Genomic DNA, 1,763 nt, shown 5'->3' on the forward strand with positions numbered 1-1,763 from the left:
CCGGTAGCTGCGGCGTTGTTGAGCAAAATGGGCTTCAGGCCGGAAGAAAGGGTTCGCGAAAGCTGGAGTTCCTGCGCATGCTGGCCCGGATGAAACTGGACCCGGCGCGGATGGAGCTGCTGGCTGTTTTTTTCGAAACCTACCTGAAGCTGAACCGCGAGGAAGAAGAACAACTTTACCGTGAATTGGGCAAAATGGACAAAAAGGAGGTTGACGCCATTATGCAGATAACCACCAGCTGGCATGAAAAAGGTCGTGCGGAAGGTCGTGCCGAAGGCCGTATGGAAGGGCGTATGGAGAAAGCGCGGGAAATCATTTGTAAATATCTGTCCCGTAAGTTTGGGGATAAGTCGGCCGGCTTGCAGCAAAAGGTCGAGCGGATGACCGATTTAGAAACGCTGGACTATATCCTGGAGCAGCTGTTCGCCGCCAGCACTCTGGAAGAAGCTCGGGTCATCATCAATAACGGTGTTAGAGAGCGATAAAGACCGGGGTAAGGACTGCACAAAGCAGTGTATGCCCCGCCGTACGGGGGGGATGTGTTTTTGTTTTATGCCGTAATAATGGCCGGTGGGGCGGGGGAGCGCTTCTGGCCCCTTTCCCGTCGGGATAGACCGAAGCAGTTCCTCTCCCTGGTGGGGGAGCGCACCATGCTGCAACTGACCTTTGACCGGCTGGAAGGCTTATTACCACCGGAGAACGTGCTGGTCATTACTGGTGTCAGCTATATCGAAACAGTGCGCCAGCAGTTGCCGGAGATTCCGCCGGAAAACATTGTGGCCGAGCCGTGCGGCCGGGATACGGCGGCGGCCGTAGGGCTGGGAGCCCTCCATGTTATGTGCAAGGAACACCCACCCGGTGATTGACGTTGACGGGGTATTGTATCATGGAAAAAGTCAAGCTCCTCCAGCTAATTACCCTTTCCGAGCTGGGCGGTGCCCAGAAGGTGCTCTACCACCTGGTGTCCGGATTGAACCGGGAGCGCTTTGAGATTACGGTGGCCTGTGCGCCGGGCGGTGAGCTGGTGCGCTGGCTTTCCGGGCACGGCGACGTGAGGATCGTGGAAGTGCCGTACCTCTGCCGGGAGGTGTCGCCTTCAAGGGACCCGGCCGCCTTTTGCTTTTTGTACCGCCTTATGCGCCGGGAGCGCTTTCACATCGTGCACTGCCACAGTTCCAAGGCAGGTATCCTGGGGCGCCTGGCGGCCTACCTGGCGGGGGTACCGGGCATCGTCTTCACCGTTCACGGCTGGGGGATAAACGATTACCAGTCCCGGTCGGCCCGGCTATTATTTGTGCTGGCTGAAAGACTGGCCGGGCGGGTGAGCGGCCGGGTGGTCTGCGTTTCGCAGGCCGACCTGCAAAAGGGCCTTGAGCTGGGGCTGGCTCCGCCTTCCCGGCTGGCGGTCATTTACAACGGCCTGCCGGAACCCCCGTCCAAGCAGGGCGCCCTGCGCCGGGAACTGGGCCTGGGCGAGGACGCCCTGCTGGTGGGTATGGTTTGCAGGCTGCGTGAGCCAAAGGATCCCCTGTTCTTCCTGCAAGCTGCCCGGGCACTGCTTTCCACGGGGAAATGGTCGGACCGCCTTCATTTCGTGCTCATTGGCGATGGCCCTTTAATGCCCGGTTGCCGGGAATTTGTGGCGCGCCACGGCCTGTCGGGAAGGGTTCACCTCCCGGGCGGCCGCGAAGATGCCCCGTCCCTCCTGGGTGACCTGGATGTGTTCGCCCTGTTCTCACTCTGGGAAGGCCTGCCCCTCACCA

General features: G+C 60.2%; 2 protein-coding genes and 1 pseudogene. All 3 read left to right on the forward strand.

Annotated features, from left to right (window positions below):
• A pseudogene (locus ACPLUI_RS14580) lies at positions 1-485 on the forward strand (DUF4351 domain-containing protein); the annotation flags it as partial.
• 60 nt (positions 486-545) lie between these two features.
• Positions 546-866, forward strand: coding sequence for a sugar phosphate nucleotidyltransferase (locus tag ACPLUI_RS14585; RefSeq protein WP_424660963.1), 321 nt, complete (start codon positions 546-548; stop codon positions 864-866).
• Between the two features lie 20 nt (positions 867-886).
• Positions 887-1,763: glycosyltransferase (locus ACPLUI_RS14590; RefSeq protein ID WP_424660964.1), on the forward strand; the 877-nt coding region annotated here is incomplete at its 3' end.

The sequence above is a fragment of the Desulfofundulus sp. genome (assembly GCF_049701015.1).
Taxonomy (GTDB): Bacteria; Bacillota; Desulfotomaculia; order Desulfotomaculales; family Desulfovirgulaceae; genus Desulfofundulus.